We start from the raw sequence: 21,029 nt of genomic DNA on the forward strand, positions 1-21,029 counted from the left end.
GGGAATAATGATAGTTTAATCCGGACAGGGAAATGAAATAAGTCGTTTTAAAAGCGATAAGAATAATGATTCTCAGTTATAAAAATCAAATGAAATCATAAAATTGGAGACGTGAAAAAATTATTGTGGCATACTGCAGACGCTGAATTATTATTCTGAGATAACCTTATTAATTGTAATTTTTTATTTCCTGTTCATAAAGAACGGCATTTATCCGTTCGCTGAACTATAATGATCACGATTCACTGCAATGATTTGCTTTGTATTGACCACAATATTAATGTGGAATTAAATTATGTCTAATATACCTGCACAGGCGGATGAAACCGTCAAAAACTGCGCGGATATCAGCCGTGAGATAAAATTTGCGGCCGCGAAAAAAAGTACCTGGGTCAGTGTCTGGGTGAATAGCCTGTTGTCTGCGTGGCAGATAGCGGCCGGTATTTTTTCGCATTCACAGGGTCTGATTGCTGACGGGGTTCATACCTTATCTGACCTTATCGCTGACTTTGTGGTACTGATTGCCAACCGCGGCAGCCGTAAAGCGCCGGATGAAGAACATCCTTACGGCCATTTCCGTTATGAAAATGTGGCATCGCTGGTTCTGGGGGTACTGCTGCTGGTTGTCAGCGGAGGCATGCTGTGGACGGCCGGTTCACGGATTATGTCGCCGGAAACCATCCCCGAAGTGCACTCACTGGCGCTGTATGTGGCGCTGCTGGCGCTGCTGGCAAAAGAGGGGCTGTTCCGTTATATGCTGCATGTGGCGCGCAAAGTGAAATCCAATATGCTGGAAGCCAATGCCTGGCACGCCCGCTCGGATGCTGCGTCATCGCTGGTGGTGGCTGTCGGGATCACCGGCAGCCTGATGGGTTATAAAATACTGGACCCGATCGCGGCACTGGTCGTCGGGTTATTTATTCTGCGCATGGGGGTGAAATTTACCCTTCAGTCACTTCAGGATTTAATGGATCGCGGTGCGGATGAAGAAACCGTCGCCAAAATCACACAGTTGGTGATGGACACCCCGGGGGTGGAGGGGGTTCATGATCTGAAAACCCGTAAGTCCGGCGATTATCTGCTGGTGGATGTTCATCTTGAAATCGATGAAAACCTGACAGTTAAAGAGGGGCATGACATTGCCATTGCGGCTGAAATGAATATCCGCCGTGACCCGCAGGTGCTGAGTGTGATGACGCATATTGACCCCGCACAGTCCGTCCGTGCCGGGCTGACAACCTGATTATTATCTTCTGACGGAATCACCGTTGCGGGTATGAATCCGCAACGGTTATCTGTTATTAGTTGCACCTGTACCCGGTTTAATTAGAATGGCGGACATAATGACATTAATGATCAGAACGCTGCGGGTATGATGAAATTTTTGGGATGGGAAAAATGCAGCTTCAGTGACTATGAAGCCTGTTGTGAGAAATTCGGTTATAACGCGGAAACCTCACCGTACTATATTAAGTTTGCTATGGCGCAGGGCGCTGAGCCGGATTTTTACGCCTATACAAAAAAAGGTGTTATTGAAGGTGCGGTCTGCACAGATAATGGCTGGCTGGCAAATGACGATAAAAACCCGGAAAACAGTCTGAAGTGGATGTATTTTCCCCGTTATTCCATCCTGCTGCCTTTTAATAAAAACGTTAAATGTTTTTTGCCGTTTAAAACAAAATCCCTGAGTACGGAATGCCGTCAGTTTTATAACAGCTCATTCTCATTGTTCTCCCGGCGTCATGTGGCCATTTCAAAAGATCTTTCTGCTTTTTCAGCTAAAACCAAAGCTACCCGGAAAAAAGAGATCCGTAAATTTATGGCGGATGGCGGGTCATTTGAAAATGTCAGCACGGTAGGGCCGGATTTTTTATTTGAAACTTACTTCCGGTTATATGCCGAACGGCGGGAGCATGAAGTGGAGAATGATCCGGTTATCCGCGCACTTTTTCATCATTGCTATAATCATTTTTTCGGGGAAATTGCATTTTTTGACGGTAAAGCGGTGGGTATTCAGTTATTACTCTCCACGTCGTCAAAACAGGGAACATTTATTGATTTTCTGAACATTGGTTATGATATGGGCTTACGTAAATATTCCGTCGGCACTATGCTGATGTGGCGTAATCTTTGTCTGACAGCGGAACTGCCTGCGCCGGTGACCTATTCTTACGGCATGATGTCGGGGGAATATAAGACCCGCTGGTGTGATCCTGTCAGTGTCGGTCGTTCAATTACATTCTGACGAACAAGACCGACTATCCCGGTATCTCCGTCTTTTTATATAGAACTGCGGGAAAGGCGGATAAATCTTCCCTGTTTATCCCGGTGCAGAGAATAAAGGACTTTTTTATTCTGTGCGGATAACCAGATCTCATTCTGTCCCTGATCCTGAGTTCGGTAGAGGTAATAGCCGGTATTATTCAGATAATCTTTCAGGGGGGTGTAATCCCCTGCATCATGAAAAATAATACTGCTCATTTCAGATATTGTTCCCTCTGTCGGGATATATTCAAACTGATAATTCTCTGAAATCCGCGGTGCTTTACGTATCCCGCTGTCGGTATACATATAATAGCGGTAAGTATCGGATTCATGATAAATGATGCGCCCCGTTTCATGAAAAAACAGAAATAAGCCAAAAAGAAAAACAGGAATACAAAGAAGCGGTAATCTGATTTTTTTCATGTGCTGACCTTTAATACACTGCCTGTACTATTTTCAAATATCTGTACTCAGGAATAAAGTGTTTCAGGTCAAAATGCTATCGTATTTATCTGATAATTATAATAATTAATGTTTTTATAGTGAACCGGGATTTATAAAGACAGCAGATTATCCGGTAAAGATAATCTGCTGTGTTCAGACAGGAAAATTACTGTTGCAGAGCCTGCGGATTGACGCAATTCTGACTGACATCACCTTTCAGGGCGCGCAGAATATTATCGGCGGCACAGGCAGCCATGGCGTAGCGGGTTTCATGGGTGGCGGAGCCGATATGCGGCATCAGCACGACATTATCCAGCGACAGCAGCGGGGAATCCGGCGGCAGCGGTTCCTGCTCAAAAACATCCAGACCGGCGGCGAGAATGGTTTTCTCTTTCAGTGCCTGTGCCAGTGCGGCTTCGTCGATCACGGCACCGCGCCCGATATTAACCAGAATGGCACTGCGTTTCATTTTCTCAAACTGTTCACGGCCGAATAAATGGCGGGTTTCCGCTGTCAGCGGCAGTGTGATGCAGACAAAATCCGATTCTGCCAGCAGGGCATCCAGCGAACGGTATTCGGCCTGATACGCTTTTTCCGTTTTTTCATGACGGGAGCGGGCGTTATAGAGTACTTTCATGCCGAATCCGCAGTGCGCCCGGCGCGCCAGCGCATCACCGATGCGGCCCATCCCGGCGATCCCCATCGTTTTATGATGAACATCGCAGCCGTACCAGTCAGGCGTGATGCTTTCCGTCCACTCGCCGCGTTTCACCCGTTCAGAGCTGATAATCATTTTCCGTGCTGTCGCCAGCACCAGCGCCATAGTAGCGTCGGCAACGGTCTCTGTCAGCACATCCGGCGTATGCATCAGTACCACATTCCGTGCACTGAGAGCTGATACATCAAAATTGTCATAGCCGACGGTAATGGTGGAGGCCACCCGCAGTTTAGGAGCCATTGCCAGAAAACGGGCATCAATTTTACCGCCGGAACCGAGGATAGCATCCGCTCCGGCCAGCAGCGGTTTCACTGACGGGTCAATGGCCGGATCAATTTCCGGCACACGGCGGACATCGCATTCAGCGGACAGGCGGGTGAGGATATCGTCAGGAATATCGCGGTAAACAAGTACGGATGGTTTCATCATGACCTCTCTGAGTGAAAAACTCACAAAATAATCTCTCTTTGATAGTATGATCATTATCACTATATTAACAATAAATCTGACACAGCATCCGAAAGGCGTTATCCCATGATAAAAATGCAAAAAAGCCACTGGTTGTCCGGCTTTCAGTGGTATTTCTTTATTTTCTGCAATACGGTGCTGATCCCGCCGACGCTGCAATCTGCGTTTCATCTCTCTGATGCCGTCACACTGACTATCACCCAATACAGTTTTATTGCCACCGCGCTCGGTAGTCTGGTACAGGTATTTACCGGCCACCAGCGCGCCATTATGGAAGGGCCGACCGGCCTGTGGTGGGCGACCATTCTGGGGATCGCGGTGGCAGAGGCGTCTTTCGGTACTTCAGCGGGCGTCACCGGGGCTAATCTGGCTATCGGGATTGCCTGTGCCGGACTTATCACACTGGTGATTGGCTTTACCGGTGCGGGAGCCCGTATCGCCCGGATCTTTAACCCGGCGGTGATGGCGGTGTTTATGTTTATGATAGGCGCACAACTGGTGTCTATCTTCCTGAAAGGGATGCTGGGTCTGCCGTTTGGTATTATGCCGCCGGATGCCACGGTGAATTACCCGGTCTTTTTCCTGGCGCTGGCAACGCTGATCCTGGTGCTGGGCGTAATTGTGTATGCGCCGGTATCGGTAGCCAAATATGCGCTGCTGATTGGCGTGTTGCTGGGCTGGGGCGCGTATGTGCTGCTGTTTTCCCCGCCGGCGCGGGATGTGGCATCTGCGTCATGGGAATTTCTGCCGCTCGGCAGTACTGACGGGTTTGAATTCCGCTGGGGTGTGATTATTACCTGTATCCTGACCGGGCTTCTGAATATCAGTAATACCTTCGGTGCGATCCGTTCGACAGATGTGTTTTACATGGATAAATTGCAGGAAAATAACGTCCTGTTCCGGCGCAGTTTTATTGTCACCGGCTCGGTGACGCTGCTGACAGCACCACTGGCGGTAGTACCGTTTGCACCGTTTGTCTCCTCGGTGGGATTAATCACGCAGACCAATGACAGCAGCCGGACATCGCTGGTGGTCGGCAGTGTGCTGTTTCTGCTGATGGGGCTTATTCCGCCGGTCACGCTCTTTTTCAGCGGGTTGCCGCTCGCCATCGGCAGTGCCGTGATGCTGGCGACCTATCTGCCGCTGATGTTCTCCTCGCTGGCTTTTGTGGACAAAATTTCCCTGAATGCGCGCAATATTTACCGGCTGGCGATCCCGCTGTTTGTGGGTATTTTTCTGATCAATCCGCCAGCGGTGTTTATCAGTGATCTGCCGGTGCTGCTGCGTCCGATGCTGGGGAACGGTATGCTGGTGGCAATTTTACTGGCGGTATTATCAGAAAGTCTGGTGCGCTGGGATAAGGTAAAGTAACGCTATTCTGCGGCATTTTTCCGGATGCGCGGGAAACTGTGATAAACTTTGTGTCTGTTCCGGCTCCGGAAAATGCACTGACAAAAGGATATTTATGACGCACAAACTCTGGCTGGCAACCGCACTGCTTCCGATTTTGCTCAGCGGTTGTGCCGCGCCCCTGCCACCGGCGCAGACACAGGAAAACTGCCCGGATTTCACCGGTATTTATCAGCTTCCGTTACAGGGAGAATCACAGAATATCGCCCTGACGCTGCTGGATAAATCCACCAATCAGTATGGTGTGGCAGTAAAAGATAAGAACGGCGTCGATCATTTCACCTCACGTCCGTATCAGGGCGATATGGTGCGGATGGATAAAAAAGAGATGAACGGCCAGCTGGCATGCAGTGTAATGATCGACCAGGTGGGGCTGATTAAGCAGGTTGAAAAGGGTGGCCCGATGCCGGGCTTCCCGGGGATTGCCCGTAACGACGATATTAAAATGGCCACCGGTTATGCGCTGTTTATTTTCAGCCCGCAGGGGATTGATTTTATTAATCTGATCAAAACTTCCGACGTAGTACCTGCGGAGTTGCAGCCACCGCGCTTCTGAGTGTACACGCGTCATCCTTCCGTCCATAGCTGTGTTGGCCGCAACGGGTCTTGCAGCCCCGGGTTGATAACGAAAGAGGTGGATTGTGACATCGGTGATTCCGGCGATAACCGGTAAAAATGAAAAGTCGCTGTGAATACGTCCCTGTAAGCTCAGGCTCGCCATCCATGGCTCGTATGCTTTTCATTTCTTTATCGGCCATCACCCTGTTACATAAAGTCAGAAATTCATAAATGCAAAAAGCCACCGTCAGGTGGCTTTTCTGTATGTTAAGAATAATCAGATATTCTCAACGGACTGTTCACCGCGTTCCAGCGCGGTTTGCGCGGTCGGGGCATCGGCGATTTTCCGTTCGTCTGCGGTCAGGGTTTTCTCATAACGGCTGTATTTCCACCAGGCGTAGCCCAGGAAAATCAGTATCCCGCTGACGTTATAGAACAGGATAGTGGCAATATTGGCACCGGTCGGAAAGGTGGAGGCCAGGAAACCGACAGTGAAAATTACAATCAGCAGGGAAACTACCGCAATCCCTGTGGTGCGTGAGCCCATGCGGAAATCACGCGGGATATGATCCAGTTTGCGGCGCAGATTCAGATACGCCAGCATGATAAACAGCGGCGGCAGCATTGAAGCAGCGGCGGTCATGTTGATGACGGTATTCATCAGATCCTGAACGGTATCGGAGCCGAGCGTCGGGATAAACATCAGCGGGATCACAATCAGGAACTGAATCCAGGCGGCACGTGCCGGAACACCGTGTTTGTTCAGTTCAACCGTTTTGGCACCAAAGACACCTTTCGGGATCTCAGCAAAGAAGATTTTGACCGGTGCCGCTGTCCACATCAGGAGAGAGCCGAACATCGCCGTGAAAGAAACCACGCCGACAAAGCGGTTCATCAGGATCTCCGGCAGACCGAAATAGGTAGATAACCCTTCAAAGACCTGCACAGAGCCGCCGGTAAATTTCAGTGCTTCACGCGGCACAAACACGTTAATCACCACCGAAGAGACGGAATAAAGCAGACCGATGAATAACCCGGCGATAATAATCACTTTTACGAATGCCTTACTGCCGCCTTTGACGTCATTCACATACACGGCAACAGATTCCGCGCCCCCGGCAGCCATAAAGATCCACGCGGTGATCCCAAGGAATGCCCAGTTAAAGTCCGGCGTCATCGCTTCCACGGTGATCGGGTCCGCAGGCTGAATTCCGCCGACAAGTGCAACACCGGCCAGTGCGATATAGGAGAAGGTCAGCAGCAGCATCATCGAGGAAGTGACAGAGGTCATCGGCCCCAGCAGTTTTGCCCCGTTGGTGGAAACGTAAGTGGAGAATGCAAACAGTATGGTACTGAGCAGCGCGGTGGTGACCGGCGTGAAGATATATTCATAGCCGAGGAACGCGTAAGAGGCATAGGCGATAACACGCGGCAATAATGAAGTGAAGAAAAACAGGTTCACAAACCAGTAGGTATACGCGGCGAGAAAGGCCCAGCGGCCGCCGAGAGCACTGCGCACCCAGGCATACACACCGGCTTCGGAGTTTTTATTCAGAGAAACGAACTCTGCGATAATCAGACAGAACGGAATAAAGTAGAAAATCGTGGCGATAAAGAACATCGGCGCAGAGGCCAGCCCGAGCTCGATATTATTATTAATAACATTATTAAAACTGTATACAGCGGCAAAAGTCATGGACAGCAGTCCGAACTTGCCGATGGTATTACGCGCGGATGTGGACATAGCGTTCTCCGTGGATCTCGACGCGGGCGGGTACAGAGCCCTGTTTTGTCGGGTGAAGGCGGGGTGGTTCCCCGCACATTTATTTATTAACTATTTATAACGGGTTATTTATTCAGAAAATAACCGTCTTCAATGGTCACGGTGAGCACCACTTTGCGGACATCACCGGTGCAGGCGAACCGGTATGCCTCGTGATTTTCACACACCAGCACATTGCCGGGTTTGCAGTGCAGCATTTCCCCGTTGCCGCGCAGCGTTTCGCGGTCAGTTTCATCGCAGTAAGTACCCACCGGTGTCAGGGCAGATTTGGCGGCGTATTCTGCGTTTTCTTCCCCCTCCAGCCAGTAATGCACCTGAAAGTAACGGCGTTTGCCGAGGAAATCCGGCTGCGGGTCCGCCTTTGTCTGAAGGCGGTATACCAGTGAATCACCGACTGAGTAAGTCACATCAGGGCGGATACCGGGCAGGTTATTGATGGCCTCAATACAACGCTGCCATTTTTTGCCCTGACGGAAAAAACACTGAAAATCCGTTAAATCAGTAAACAGAATCATGCTTCGCCTCCTGAGTGTGTTGCGCCGGAAAAGCGCAGTGTGGCGAGTGTTTCCGCGCGGCAGTCGCCCTGAGTGAACGGCAGCAGAGTGAATCCGAAACGGAACGGGCGGAAATAGACGCGGTAACTGTCGAGGACTTCACTGCCCCAGGAGTTCGAGCCCAGCCCGGTCAGGGCATGATCAAGGTTCAGTGTGATATGACCGTCCGGCTGCCATTCATGCTGATGTTGTGCACGGTGGATCTCTTCCCCCCGGCACGGCCAGCAGCTGAAATTAATCGGCTGATCAGGACGCACAAACAGGCCGCTGCCGTGATTGTCCGTCAGCGCCAGCCAGCGGGTGTCCTGATGGTTGCCGTTATTCTGCGGGAACGGGTAATTGACAAACAGATCACTGACCGGTGACTGATAGCGGCCGATAAGGTTGGCTTTGCAGCTGTCGGCGTAGTTCTCGCCCGGCCCGCGTCCGTAGTATTCCGCGTGGTCAAAGCGGGCATCGATGCCCATATCCATACCGATGCACGGGATCACATGCGGATAATCGCCGTACGGCTCGCCGCTGAGTGTTACCGCAATATGGCCGTCCGGTGCAATGCTGTAGCGGTAAGTGCAGCGCATGCCGAAATCAAACACCGGCGGGGCCACCACGGAGTTCACCGTGACAATCACATGGCCGTTTTCCTGCGCCGTTTCCATACCCCGGAAATGTTCCTGCATGATCTGCAGGTGTGCCGGATGCCATAAACCTTCATATTCCTGTTTATGGTTATCAATCATTGGTTTAAAGAAACGCATCCGTGGTGCAGTGGTGAGCAGGGATTGCCCGCGGTTTTCCCAGTGAATTAATTTACCGTCAGTTTTTGAGAAGGTGAGGGTGAAATCACAGCCGCGGATATGCATTTCCAGCCGTTCGTCACAGATAGTCAGCGGTGTCGCATCATGGCGGATAAACGGCAGAACCGGCGCGGACGCCGCCGCAAGCGGGAACTGATAAACCGCGATTTCGTGTCCTGCGGAACTGTAACGGGTGGCATTCAGGCGGGTGACGATGATATTCACAAACATCTCGCGCCCATCGGCCTCCGGCAGATTCAGGGCAACACGTGCACTTTCACGGGAGGTGAGTTCCGGCAGTGATAAGATTTCACTGTGAATAATATCGCCGTCAGCGATGTATTCAGCGCGGATCTGACACTCCGCCAGCGTACTGAACCAAAAACGGTTTTCAATGATGATTTCGCCGCTGTTCGCATCAAAATCGCGCACTTTCACCGGTGCGATGACCTGTTTGTACTCTTTCAGCCCGGCGGACGGGGTTTGATCCGGGAAAATCAGGCCGTCCATACAGAAGTTATAGTTGTTCGGATAATCACCGTAGTCACCGCCGTATTTATAGAACGGGCGACCCTGTTCATCCTGCGCCAGAATACCGTGATCACACCATTCCCAGACAAAATGTCCCTGAATAGCATCGTGGCGGTCAAACACCGCCTGGTATTCGCTCAGTCCGCCCGGCCCGTTGCCCATGGCGTGGGCATATTCACAGATAATGCGCGGTTTCGGATGCGGATATTCACCAAATTCATTCATCATCTGCACGCGGGAGTACATGGTGCTGATGATATCCACCACATCCGCATCACGATCTTCTTCATAGTGGATCAGACGGGTGTCATCAATGGCTTTTGCAGCATCATACATAGCGCGGATATTACAGCCGTAACCGGATTCATTACCGAGCGACCACATAATCACGGACGGATGGTTTTTCTGTGCATGCACCTGGCGGCGGATACGATCGACATACACCGGCTCCCAGGACGGATCATCGGTGATCTGACTGAGATTGCCGACGTTGGCAAAACCGTGGGTTTCCACATCGGTTTCCGCCATCACAAATAAACCGTAAATATCACACAGCTCGTAAAAACGCGGATCGTTCGGATAGTGGGCGGTACGGACGGCATTGATATTGTGCTGCTTCATCAGCCGCAGATCCTGCTCCATCCGGCGGATACCGACAGCACGGCCTTTCTGTTCATCATTATCGTGACGGTTGACGCCGTGTAATTTCACATAATGATTATTGATATAAAACAGGCCATTGCAGATTTTAATATCGCGGAATCCCACGCGCTGCGGGATCACACTGAGCAGATTGCCGTTACTGTCCGACAGGCGGATCAGCAGGTGATACAGATACGGATCTTCTGCGCTCCAGCAGCGCGGGGAATCCATATCCGCGGTGAATGTAACGGTCTGCTCACCGGCGGTCAGAGTCGTTTTTTGCGAAAAACAGACGGTGTTACCGTCATACAAAACAGCCTCAATCTGCGTCCCGGCTGCGGAGCCTGAAATTTCAGCGGATGCGGTCAGGCGGGCACTGCGGTAATCCGGCGCAAAATCAGTGCGGACAGTCAGATCACGGACATGTACCGTCGGCTGTGCTATCAGATACACATCACGGAAAATACCGGCCATCCACCACATATCCTGGTCTTCGATATACGTGCTGTCCGCCCACTGCATAACGCGGACCGATAACAGGTTTTCCCCGGTGCTGACAAACGCGGTGATATCAAATTCAGCGGTCAGGCGGCTGCCCTTGCTGAATCCGGCGTAGTGGCCGTTTACATAGACTTCAAAATAGGTTTCAACACCGTCAAATTTAATAATGATGTGTTGTTGCGACCAGCTTTCATCCAGGGTAAATGCGCGCTGATAAGCACCGGTCGGGTTATCTGACGGGACAAACGGCACATCAATCGGGAACGGCCAGCCTTCATCGGTATACTGAAGCTGTCCGTGGCCCTCCATCTGCCACATATTCGGGACAGTAATGGATGACCACTCTGTCATCGGCGTATGGTAAAACGCCTCCGGCACGCGCAGCGGATGATCAAAATAGCGGAACTGCCATTGCCCGCTGAGCAGTTTAAAACCCTGACTCAGTTCGCGCTGATACGTGCGTGCGGCGGCATCGTTATCATAGGCAAAGAAATACGCACGCGGCGGCAGGCGGTTTTCATGCAGCAGGGTATAGTTTTCCCAGTTATTCACAGAAGCTCCTTCTTTATAGTCAGCAATCACTGCGGGCTATCGGATGAGATCAATCATTAACGGGATATTAGTAAAAGTTTTACTAAAAACTATGGGGTAAAACTAAGATATTTAACCTGATCACATATTCAGCGTATCAGCGGCACAATCTTGTGAGCTGAAGCGATAAATTGTGTAAAAGGTGGTCATTTTTTCAGAAGGAAAATTTTACTGAAAGAAAAACGGCAGCCCGGAAAGGCTGCCGTCAGAATCTTACGGAAGGTGTGTTACTTCGTGGTGCCGCGCAGAATAAGGCGCGAGGCGGCAAAGACCTGAAGCGGTTCCTGCCGCTCGTCACGCAGACGTTCAAACAGCAAATTCACGCCCTGACTGCCCATCACCTCTGAGTGGATACGGACGGTCGACAGCGACGGAATGGTAAATTTGGCCGTCGGAATATCATTAACACTGATAAGGGCGATATCCTCCGGGATAGCGATATGCTGCTCATGCAGTGCCCGCAGCACCCCGATGGCAATGGAATCCGAGGCGACAAACAGGGCTTTCGGATAGCTCTCTTTTGCCAGCATCTGTTTCGCCAGTGCATAACCGGATGCGCTGGAGAAATCGCCGCGATAGATATCATCCCCGCGTACCACACCGCGCAGTGAGCCGTATTCCGTAAAAGCGACTTCACGGATATCTGCCGCCGCCGGGGAATCCTGCCCGCCGATAAAGCCTATCCGGTCATAACCCTGTGCGATAAAGAAATCAGTCACGGACTGCGCAATGTACGCGAGATCAATATCCACCGCGTCATAATCGCTCTGGCGATCACTGAAATCGATAAAACAGACCGCAGAGCAAAGTGCCTGTACCTCTGTCAGTACCGCACGGGCACCGTGTCCGATCAGCAGCACACCGTCTGGACGGGTAACAGTCTCCGGCAGATTATTTTCATAGGCGTGCGTCAGTTCAATACCCAGCCGTTCACTCTGCAATTCAATGCCGTGGCGGATGGAGAGATAATAAGGATCATTAATTTCAGCGGCTTTCGGATAGCTGTAAACCGCGAGAAAGTGCAGACGCTGCGTCTGACGTTTGCCCGGAGAGTGACGGCGCTGCGCGGAAACGGTGTACTCCAGCTGCTCGGCGATTTCCAGAATACGCAGCTTGGTTTCTTCTTTCACACTGAGTGTCGGATCATCGTTCAGCACCCGGGACACGGTTGCGAGTGAGACACCGGCTTGCCGGGCGATATCTTTTAGCGTGGCCATTCTTTTGTTCTTTCTCCTCCGGCCGGAAACTGCGGCAGGGCAACAGGCTTAATTCAGGCAGTAACTCTTGGTTATAGTAGCACAGAACGTTTTAGTAAAAACCATTCAGCGCATTAGTGTAAACGTTTACACAAATACGATCGCTGTCACGGACTCAAATAGTATTCATGGTTAGAATCTTCCCCGTCCTCACGTTATACTTTGGTTTTCTCTGAATACATTACAAAGCCTGAGAGGTATATGTGGAAATTCTTGTCACCGGCGGTATGGGCTATATCGGCAGCCATACCTGCGTACAGCTGATGAATGCAGGCATGACACCGGTTATTGTGGATAATCTGTGTAACGCCAGCGCAAAAGTTCTGGCGCGGATCACTGCAATTACCGGAAAAGAACCTGTGTTTTATCAGGGGGATATCCGTGATGAAGCCTTTCTTGACAGCGTATTTGCCAAACACCGCATCGACGCGGTCATTCACTTCGCGGGCCTGAAAGCCGTGGGTGAATCCGTGGAAAAGCCGGTTGAGTATTATGACAATAATATTAACGGTACGCTGGTTCTGCTGCGCAGCATGAAGCGGGCGCAGGTAAAACGGATTATTTTCAGCTCTTCCGCGACGGTTTACGGCGATCCGGCCAGTGTGCCGATCACTGAGGAATCCGCGGTCGGCAACACCACAAACCCTTACGGCACCAGTAAATATATGGTTGAACGTATTCTGCGTGATGTGCTGATCGCAGATAATGACTGGTCGGTATCACTGCTGCGTTATTTCAACCCGGTCGGGGCGCATCCGACAGGCACGATGGGTGAAGATCCGAAAGGTATTCCGAATAACCTGACGCCGTATATTACTCAGGTTGCTATCGGCCGCCGCGAAAAAGTCAGTATTTATGGAAACGATTACCCTACGCCTGACGGTACCGGGGTGCGTGATTATATCCATGTGATGGATCTGGCGGATGGCCATATCGCGGCACTGAAGACCGTGGCACAGTCGGCCGGGCTGCATATCTATAACCTGGGCACCGGTAAAGGCACCAGTGTGCTGGAAATGATCGCGGCGTTCAGTAAAGCGGCCGGTAAAGCGATCCCTTATGCCATGTGTGATCGCCGTCCGGGCGATATCGCTGAATGCTGGTCCAGCCCGGAAAAAGCCGCCCGTGATATGCAGTGGCGCGCTGTCCGCACTGTTGATGATATGGCGCAGGACTCCTGGCGCTGGCAGCAGCAGAACCCGGAAGGTTACGCAGACTGACGAAGTAAGAAAACCGGTAACGCCTGAGGACAATCACCGCTAACCCGTTTCATCGTCAGAGAGAATTGTATCTATGATGACTTTTGATCCGTCTGATTGCCCTCACCGCCGCTATAACCCGTTAACGGGACAGTGGATTTTAGTCTCCCCCCACCGGGCGAAACGCCCGTGGCAGGGAAGGGATGAAGTCGCTGATGTGGCAGATTTACCGGCTTATGACCCGGACTGTTTTTTGTGTCCGGGAAATACCCGGGTAAGCGGTGACACCAATCCCGCTTATACCGGCACCTATGTTTTTCAGAATGACTTCTCCGCACTGAGGCCGCAGCCCTGTACGCAGCCGGAAAACACACACCCGTTATTTCAGACACAGGCCGTCAGCGGACTGAGCCGTGTGCTCTGTTTCTCCCCCGATCACAGCAAAACCCTGCCGGAACTGCCGGTGACACAAATCCGCGCGGTCATTGATACCTGGCAGGCGCAGGCACAGGAACTGGGGGAAAAATACCTCTGGGTTCAGCTCTTTGAAAATAAAGGGGAGCTGATGGGCTGTTCGCAGCCGCATCCGCATGGCCAGATCTGGGCCAGTGATTTTCTGCCCGATGCGCTGAGCCGCAAAGACGGGTTGCTGCGCGACTATTCCCGCCAGCACGGCAGTAATCTGCTGCTTGATTACGCACAGGCGGAACTGAAAGACGGCCGTCGCACCGTAACGGAAACAGAGCACTGGCTGGCGGTGGTGCCGTACTGGGCGGCGTGGCCGTTTGAAACCCTGCTGCTGCCGAAACACCGTGTGATCACCCGGATGGAAGAGATGACCGGTGAGGAGCGGGATGATCTCGCACTTGCGCTGAAAAAACTGACCAGCCGTTACGATAACCTGTTCCGCTGCGCTTTCCCGTACTCGATGGGCTGGCATTTTGCCCCGTATTTTCAGCAGGGCGAACCGGTGGATCACTGGCAGTTACATGCGCTCTATTACCCGCCGCTGCTGCGTTCCGCGACAGTGCGCAAATTTATGGTCGGTTATGAAATGCTGGCGGAAAGCCAGCGTGACCTGACACCGGAGCAGGCCGCAGAACGGCTGCGTGCGGTCAGCGACCACCATTTTAAAACCCCTTTATAATCTGAGGTTTCCGATGAAAACAGTTATCAGCAAGGCACAAAATGCCTTTGAGCAGTGCTTCGGCGCATCCCCTGACATGCTGATTCAGGCACCGGGCCGGGTGAATCTGATTGGTGAACATACAGATTATAACGACGGTTTTGTCCTGCCGTGTGCCATTGATTTCGGTACGGTGGCGGCCGCTTCGCGGCGTGAGGATCAAAAGGTCTGCGTGGTGGCGGCGGACTATGATAATGATCGCGATGAGTTTGATCTCTCACAACCGATCGAATACCACGACAATAAATTGTGGGCGAATTATATCCGCGGCGTAATCAAATACCTGGCAGAACGTGGTTTTACATTCGGCGGGATGAATATTGCGGTCAGCGGCAATGTACCGCAGGGCGCGGGTCTGAGCAGTTCCGCTTCACTGGAGGTGGTGATCGGCCAGACCGTCAAAGCCCTGTATGACTTACCGGTCAGCCGCGAAGTCATTGCCCTGAACGGGCAGCAGGCGGAGAACCAGTTTGTCGGTTGTAACTGCGGCATTATGGATCAGCTGATTTCAGCCTGCGGGGAAGCCGGACATGCACTGCTGATCGACTGCCGCAGCCTGGAAACCCGTGCGGTTGCCATGCCGGAAAACAGTGTGGTGATGATTATTAACTCCAACAAAAAACGCGGGCTGGTGGACAGCGAATACAACACCCGGCGGCGTCAGTGTGAGGCGGCTGCGGCATTCTTCGGTGTTCCGGCGCTGCGTGATGTCACTGCTGAACAGTTTGCCGCGCATGCCCATGAACTGGATGCTGTGACTGCGAAACGGGCCCGTCATGTGATCAGTGAAAATATCCGCACACTGGCGGCGGCAGAAGCCCTGAAAGACGGGGATTTACCGCGCCTCAGCCAGCTGATGGCAGAATCCCATCACTCCATGCGTGACGATTTTGAAATCACCGTCCCTGAAATTGATGCGCTGGTGGCCATTATCGGTGATGTGATCGGCCTTGAGGGTGGTGTCCGTATGACCGGCGGCGGCTTCGGCGGTTGTGTGGTGGCACTGGTGAAACCGGAACATGTCAGCCCGGTTACAGAGGCGATTAATGCACATTACATGGCGATTACCGGCCTGACGGCGGATATTTATGTCTGCCGCGCCACTGACGGTGCCGGTGTGATCCGCTGAACGGAGGTGATATGACACATAGGGAGTTGCGCCCGTATGAACGGGCGCTGGCAACCGCGCCGTTCGCAGACGGCCGGCCGGCGGAGATCGTGGTTCTCACCAACCGCAACGGCATGCGTATCAGTATTGCTGACACCGGTGCAACCTGGCTCAGTTGTGAGCTTCCGCTGGCGGACGGTGTGCGGGATGTGGTGTGCGGCGTCGCGGACAGCGCCGGGTTTGCCCGTCAGACTGCGTATTTCGGCGCGACCGTCGGACGCTTTGCCAACCGGATTGCGGGTGGCGGTTTTACCCTGAACGGGCAGTTTTATCCGCTTGCCTGCAATGAAGGCACCACCTGCCTGCACGGCGGAACCGATAACTTCAGTCACCGGCGCTGGCAGATCCGCCGCCGCTCAGCGGATTCCGTGACCTTCTCTTTATACTCACCGGACGGCGACCAAGGGTTTCCCGGCAATCTCACCGCAGAAATCACGTATCAGCTGACGCCGGAAAACGAAGTCCGCCTGACATACCGGACACAGACAGATAAAGCCTGTCCGGTCAGTCTGACCAATCACGCTTACTTTAACCTTGCCGGTGAAAACAGCGGTGTGAAAGTGACGGAGGGGGACATGCAGATCCGGGCAGATAACCGGCTCGGACTGAATGCGGAGAACTTACCGGACGGTACACTCTGCCCGGTTGCCGGAACCGTTTTTGATCTGCGTGTCCGCAGGCCGCTGGCGCAGGGATTTATGTCAGAAGCGGCTCAGCGGCAGACAAAGGGATTTGATCACGCCTTTGTGCCGGACCCGGCGTTGTGTGACGGAAAACAGACCGTTGCGGCATACTGGTCCCCGGCGGGGGATGTGTGTCTGGAAGTCGCTACCACGATGCCGTGCATACAGCTCTATACCGGCAATTATCTCGGCGGTCAGCCGGGAAAACACGGCGATTATGAGGATTATGCCGGATTGGCGCTGGAAACCCAGTATTTCCCGGACGGGCCGAATCATCCGCACTGGCCGGATGCGGTCAGCGGTATTTCAGCGGCGGGGGAGCGGCGGGAGAGTGTGACGGTGTACCGGTTTGTGTTTTTTTAAACAGAGGCTCACAGCGGTGAGCCTCTCAGGCCGTTGATAAACTTTGCTTTATCAGACAATACGGACACCGGCGGGCATTACGCGTTCCGGGGTCAGCAGGACGCTTTCTGAACCGTCATCGGTTTCTGCGCACAGCAGCATACATTCAGAGGTTTCGCCGCGCATTTTGGCTTTTTGCAGATTGCACAGCACCACAACCTGCTTATGCAGTAACTCTTCCTCTGTATAATACGGCACAAGACTGGTGACGGTCTGAAGTGAGCGGTCACCGACATTTATCTGAACAATATAGAGTTTATCGGCATTTTCATGACGTTTGACATCGGTGATCCGGCCGGTGCGGATCTCCAGTTTAGCGAAATCAGGGTAAGCGACAGTATCCATAGTAAAATCCGGTAAAATTTTAGTAAAAGATAATAAAAATTAGCAGAGTTACACCGGATGGCAAGTACCGGGATCACAAAATACTAACGGAGTGGTGAATGGCGACCATTAAAGATGTGGCGAAACTGGCGGGGGTCTCTGTGGCGACCGTTTCGCGGGTTATCAATCAGTCACCGAAAGCCGGAGCGGAATCTGTCCGCGCGGTTCAGGCGGCAATGAAAGAACTGGCTTACCGCCCGAATGCGGCGGCGCGGGCGCTGGTCAGCCAGAGCAGTGATATTGTCGGCGTGCTGGTGGGCGATGTGTCCGATCCGTTTTTCGGCTCTCTGGTCAAAGCCGCAGATGAAGTGGCGCATCAGCACGGAAAACATCTTTTAATCGGCAACGGTTATCACCGGCAGGAGGATGAGCGGCGCGGTATTGAACTGCTGATGAACAGCCGCTGTGATGCCTGTGTGATCCATGCCAAAGCACTGAGTGATGAAGAGCTGCGCGGCTATGCGGCGGAAATGCCGTCTATGGTGTTTATTAACCGGATAATCCCCGGGCTGGAAAACCGCTGCGTTGCTCTGGATAACCGGCGCGGGTCACAGCTTGCCACACAATATCTGCTGAAACAGGGGCATCGCCATATTGCCTGCTTATCGTCATCACATACGATTGAGGATAGTACGCAGCGGCTGGCAGGATACCGGGATGCACTGGCAGAGGCCGGTTGTGAACTGCCGGATGTTTATATCGCTGCCGGTGAACCGGTGGCAGAGGGCGGGGAAGCGGCGATGAGCGCGATTCTGTCACTATCACTGCCGGTAACCGCCGTGGTGGCGTACAATGATTTTATGGCGGCGGGGGCACTTTCCGTGATTGAAGCAAACGGATTGCGCGCGCCGGAGGATATTTCGGTTATCGGCTTTGATGACAGCATGATCGCACGATATATCCAACCTCGCCTGACCACAATACGTTATCCTGTTGACATGATGGCTCAGACAGCAACTCAGCTGGCACTGGCGCTGGCGTCCTCACAGACGCTGCCGTTTTGTCCGCCGTGTTACACACCGGTGCTGGTCCTCCGCCACTCGGTGATGAGCAGATTTTCCTGACAAGAATGTGTTAATTTTATTTATCTGTTATCCCTCACTATTTACTTTGGTACTTTGTTAGAAGGCTGCAAATTCGTCTGAATTTGCAGCATTTTTTTTGTCCCGCCATTTTCATTTCCGCCGTTTACTTTCCAGCAGTACTTTCCGGTTTAACGATGTCACAGCAATTTATTATCATTATGATAATAATTTTCATTTGCGATCATATTCTCAATGGCATGTATCAATGATAGGATTAATCATTCTCATTTAATATCTCAAATAAAAAATATCAATCTTGTCAGGGAATAATATGAACGCCTCATTCAAACGCTCATTGCTTGCTGTTGCTGTTATGTCAGCGGCGGCTGCTGCTTATGCTGAAAACAAAGAAGATACCATTGTGGTTACCGCGTCAGGTTTTGCGCAGGAAATGCGCGATGCACCGGCGAGTATTACGGTTATCACCAAAGAACAGTTACAAAACAAACCGGCTGCCAACCTGATTGACATGGTAAAAGATGTGGAAGGGGTCAGTGTGATCGGCGGCAGTATGAAGCCCGATATCAGTATCCGTGGCCTGTCCGGCGATTACACGCTGATTATGGTGGACGGTCGTCGTCAGAACAGCCGCGAATCCCGCCCGAACGGCAGCGGCGGTTACGAAGCCGGTTTTATCCCGCCGGTGGAAGCGATTGAGCGTATTGAGGTGATCCGCGGACCAATGTCCTCCCTGTATGGTTCTGATGCCATGGGCGGTGTGGTCAACATTATTACCAAAGCGGTAGCGGATGAATGGCACGGCTCAATGGGTATGGGCGGTATCATTCAGGAAAGTAAAGATTACGGCAACTCCGCGAATACCGATTTCTACGTCTCCGGCCCGCTGATTAAAGACAAGCTGGGGTTACAGGTGTACGGCGGACTGAACTATCGCCGTGAAGACCATCTTCAGGAAGGTACACCGCGTAAAGATGATAAAAACATCACCGCCAAACTGGCCTTTACGCCGGTTGAAGGACAGAAATTCCTCGCGGAAGTCGGCCGCAGCACGCAGGAACATACATCCACTCCGGGGAAATCCATTGCTGATTTCTCTGAGCGCGGCGGCCTGAAGCAGAAAAACAATAAATCTGAAGTACACAACGATCGCAATCACTGGGCGCTGACCTGGAAAGGTGACTGGGATGAAATCAACAGTGAAGTGAGTGTATACCAGGAAAATACCGTCCGTAAAACCAATACCGGTAAATGGAACAAAGTAAACGAAGATTGGGTGATGGCGTATGATGCCCGCCGTCCGGAAGTCACCAACACCGTGGTTGACGGTAAAGTCACGGCATTCCTGCCGTCCAACGTTCTGACCGTTGGCGGGCAATATCAGTATGCAAAACTGAAAGATGACTCCGCGATTAAAAACAAACAAACAGTCACTGAGAAAATCACGGCAGACCAGAAAGCGCTGTTTGTGGAAGATGAGTTCAGTGTGACTGATGATCTGACGCTGACCGGCGGTTTGCGTATGGACGACCACGAATTCTACGGTAAACACTGGAACCCGCGTGCTTATGCCGTGTATAAACTGACCGATGAAATCACTATTAAAGGCGGCGTGGCGAAAGCCTTCCGTGCTCCGACACTGCGTGAGTTAAGCCCGAGCTTCGGGACATCGACTCAGGGTGGCGCAGCTATCATGTACGGTAACCGTGACCTGAAACCGGAAACCAGCGTTACCGAAGAACTGGGTATTGCTTATGACCACGAATCCGGTTTCTCTGCCAGTGCAACTCTGTTTAACACCGAATTCAAGAACAAGCTGACCAGCTACCAGCTTGCCGGTCAAACCGACCCGCTGACCGGTCTGAATATGTTTATCTACGACAACGTGGGTAAAGCGAATATCCGTGGTGTGGAAATGGCCTCCCGTATTCCGGTGGCAGAAAAATGGAATCTGAATCTGAACTACACCTTCACCGATTCAGAACGTAAGAGTGACGATGAAAAACTCAACGGCAAATCCCTGAAAGGACAGCCGCTGGAAATGACACCGCGTCATATGGCAAACGCCAGACTTGACTGGCAGTACCGCCCGGATATGAACTTCTACACTCAGGCGAACTACACCGGTAAACAAGTCTGGGCAGCCCAGCGTAACGGGGCATCACAGCCGCGCGAGCGCAGCGGGATCACCACCCTCGATCTGGGGATGACCTACCAGGTCATGCCGAATGCCCTGCTGAACTTTGCAGTACTGAACATCGCCAACGAGAAAGGGGATGATATCGATACTAACGGGAACTGGCAGATCGATGAAGGGCGCCGGTATTGGGCTAATCTGAAACTGAATTTCTGATTACGCGTCATTCTTCGCCCTGTGGCGGCGTTGGCTTCGTTCGGCTACCCCGGTCACATACTGATGTATGCTCCCGGGGATATCCTCACTTTGCCG

17 protein-coding genes are annotated in these 21,029 nt (G+C 52.1%); 10 read left to right on the forward strand and 7 right to left on the reverse strand.

The window, feature by feature from the left end:
* Positions 1-295: 295 nt before the first annotated feature.
* Both R5268_RS09385 and R5268_RS09390 read left to right on the forward strand, forming a co-directional pair.
* Positions 296-1,243, forward strand: a complete 948-nt coding sequence (locus R5268_RS09385; protein ID WP_046894395.1) for a cation diffusion facilitator family transporter — start codon at positions 296-298, stop codon at positions 1,241-1,243.
* Positions 1,244-1,372: 129 nt separating this feature from the next.
* The gene (locus tag R5268_RS09390) at positions 1,373-2,245 is read left to right on the forward strand and encodes a GNAT family N-acetyltransferase (RefSeq protein WP_317419264.1); all 873 of its coding nucleotides are present in this window, start codon (positions 1,373-1,375) and stop codon (positions 2,243-2,245) included.
* Between the two features lie 35 nt (positions 2,246-2,280).
* On the opposite strand, the gene R5268_RS09395 is transcribed toward R5268_RS09390, so the two are convergent.
* The gene (locus tag R5268_RS09395; RefSeq protein ID WP_182107172.1) at positions 2,281-2,688 is read right to left on the reverse strand and encodes a hypothetical protein; all 408 of its coding nucleotides are present in this window, start codon (positions 2,686-2,688) and stop codon (positions 2,281-2,283) included.
* Positions 2,689-2,875: 187 nt separating this feature from the next.
* Entirely contained in the window at positions 2,876-3,853 is a 978-nt protein-coding gene (gene ghrB / locus R5268_RS09400) for a glyoxylate/hydroxypyruvate reductase GhrB (RefSeq protein ID WP_230061327.1), read from the reverse strand.
* Positions 3,854-3,961: 108 nt separating this feature from the next.
* Here ghrB and R5268_RS09405 point away from each other — a divergent pair, with 108 nt between their 5' ends.
* Both R5268_RS09405 and R5268_RS09410 read left to right on the forward strand, forming a co-directional pair.
* Positions 3,962-5,266, forward strand: a complete 1,305-nt coding sequence (locus R5268_RS09405; protein ID WP_107679984.1) for a uracil/xanthine transporter — start codon at positions 3,962-3,964, stop codon at positions 5,264-5,266.
* Between the two features lie 94 nt (positions 5,267-5,360).
* A complete protein-coding gene (locus R5268_RS09410) occupies positions 5,361-5,861 on the forward strand; it encodes a hypothetical protein (RefSeq protein WP_107679983.1) in 501 nt (166 codons plus the stop codon).
* Between the two features lie 279 nt (positions 5,862-6,140).
* Here R5268_RS09410 and R5268_RS09415 read toward each other — a convergent pair whose 3' ends face one another.
* The 4 genes from R5268_RS09415 to ebgR form a co-directional block, all read right to left on the reverse strand.
* Entirely contained in the window at positions 6,141-7,607 is a 1,467-nt protein-coding gene (locus tag R5268_RS09415) for an amino acid permease (protein ID WP_317419266.1), read from the reverse strand.
* A 104-nt stretch (positions 7,608-7,711) separates the two neighbouring features.
* Positions 7,712-8,161: a beta-galactosidase subunit beta gene (locus R5268_RS09420; protein ID WP_317419267.1), complete on the reverse strand. Its 450-nt coding sequence runs from the start codon at positions 8,159-8,161 to the stop codon at positions 7,712-7,714.
* Positions 8,158-11,220, reverse strand: a complete 3,063-nt coding sequence (gene ebgA / locus R5268_RS09425) for a beta-galactosidase subunit alpha (protein WP_317419268.1) — start codon at positions 11,218-11,220, stop codon at positions 8,158-8,160. The genes R5268_RS09420 and ebgA overlap by 4 nt, the downstream gene beginning before the upstream one ends.
* A gap of 266 nt (positions 11,221-11,486) precedes the next feature.
* Positions 11,487-12,476: a transcriptional regulator EbgR gene (gene ebgR, locus R5268_RS09430; protein WP_317419269.1), complete on the reverse strand. Its 990-nt coding sequence runs from the start codon at positions 12,474-12,476 to the stop codon at positions 11,487-11,489.
* Positions 12,477-12,718: 242 nt separating this feature from the next.
* On the opposite strand from ebgR, the gene galE reads away from it, so the two are divergent.
* The 4 genes from galE (at position 12,719) to R5268_RS09450 (ending at position 17,114) form a co-directional block, all read left to right on the forward strand.
* Positions 12,719-13,735 carry a UDP-glucose 4-epimerase GalE gene (gene galE, locus R5268_RS09435; RefSeq protein ID WP_052927700.1) on the forward strand — a complete coding sequence of 339 codons (1,017 nt, stop codon included), beginning with the start codon at positions 12,719-12,721 and terminating at the stop codon, positions 13,733-13,735.
* A gap of 73 nt (positions 13,736-13,808) precedes the next feature.
* Positions 13,809-14,861, forward strand: a complete 1,053-nt coding sequence (locus tag R5268_RS09440; protein ID WP_317419270.1) for a UDP-glucose--hexose-1-phosphate uridylyltransferase — start codon at positions 13,809-13,811, stop codon at positions 14,859-14,861.
* A 13-nt stretch (positions 14,862-14,874) separates the two neighbouring features.
* Complete coding sequence (gene galK / locus R5268_RS09445) at positions 14,875-16,029, forward strand: galactokinase (protein ID WP_317419271.1); 1,155 nt, start codon at positions 14,875-14,877, stop codon at positions 16,027-16,029.
* A gap of 11 nt (positions 16,030-16,040) precedes the next feature.
* The gene (locus R5268_RS09450; RefSeq protein WP_317419272.1) at positions 16,041-17,114 is read left to right on the forward strand and encodes a galactose-1-epimerase; all 1,074 of its coding nucleotides are present in this window, start codon (positions 16,041-16,043) and stop codon (positions 17,112-17,114) included.
* A 51-nt stretch (positions 17,115-17,165) separates the two neighbouring features.
* Here the strand turns inward: R5268_RS09450 and R5268_RS09455 are convergent, their stop codons facing one another.
* Complete coding sequence (locus tag R5268_RS09455) at positions 17,166-17,498, reverse strand: tRNA-binding protein (protein ID WP_046894382.1); 333 nt, start codon at positions 17,496-17,498, stop codon at positions 17,166-17,168.
* A gap of 98 nt (positions 17,499-17,596) precedes the next feature.
* Between R5268_RS09455 and R5268_RS09460 the strand changes: the two genes are divergently transcribed.
* Positions 17,597-18,601 carry a substrate-binding domain-containing protein gene (locus tag R5268_RS09460; RefSeq protein ID WP_317419273.1) on the forward strand — a complete coding sequence of 335 codons (1,005 nt, stop codon included), beginning with the start codon at positions 17,597-17,599 and terminating at the stop codon, positions 18,599-18,601.
* Between the two features lie 292 nt (positions 18,602-18,893).
* On the forward strand, positions 18,894-20,933 hold the full coding sequence (locus R5268_RS09465; protein ID WP_317419274.1) for a TonB-dependent receptor domain-containing protein: 2,040 nt from the start codon (positions 18,894-18,896) through the stop codon (positions 20,931-20,933).
* Positions 20,934-21,029: the final 96 nt, after the last annotated feature.

This window comes from Morganella sp. BCCO 40_0007 (assembly GCF_032989665.1).
Taxonomy (GTDB): Bacteria; Pseudomonadota; Gammaproteobacteria; order Enterobacterales; family Enterobacteriaceae; genus Morganella; species Morganella sibonii.